1 protein-coding gene is annotated in these 501 nt (G+C 65.7%); it reads left to right on the plus strand.

Annotated elements, in window-relative coordinates; all coding sequences use genetic code 11:
• The coding region (locus tag CFP71_RS42965; RefSeq protein WP_143267344.1) for an NUDIX hydrolase at positions 1–349 on the plus strand (349 nt) is incomplete at its 5' end.
• Between the last annotated feature and the right edge of the window lie 152 nt (positions 350–501).

Below are 501 nucleotides of genomic sequence, written 5' to 3' on the forward strand. Positions count from 1 at the left end.
GCATCCGCGCGTCGGCCGCTGGTTGCAGCTCGGCGGGCATTGCGAACCGGGCGACGCGACGCTCGCGGACGCCGCCCTGCGCGAGGCACGGGAGGAATCCGGCATCGAGGACCTGGCGATCGACCCGGCCCCCGTGCATCTCGACGTCCACCCGATCACCTGCTCGCTCGGCGTGCCGACACGGCATTTCGACGTGCGTTTCGTGGTGCGCGCACCCCGGGGCGCACAACCGGTCCAAAGTGACGAATCGGACGATCTTCGTTGGTGGCCGGTGAATTCTCTGCCGAAAGGGTCGGAAGATCTCGCCGAACTGGTGGAAGCCGCACTCCCCGCGTCGTCGGCCGGTTAGGGTGTCGCCTGACGTTCAAAAGGGGGAATGATGTTGACGACGCTGACGCCATACCTGGACCGGGTCCGGGTCCACAGCAGCGGGGACGGTGACGGCTTCGGCTGGTTCCTGCTGATCTTGGCGATCATCATTATCATCATCGTGATCGTGGT

This window comes from Amycolatopsis thailandensis (assembly GCF_002234405.1).
Classification (GTDB): Bacteria; Actinomycetota; Actinomycetes; order Mycobacteriales; family Pseudonocardiaceae; genus Amycolatopsis; species Amycolatopsis thailandensis.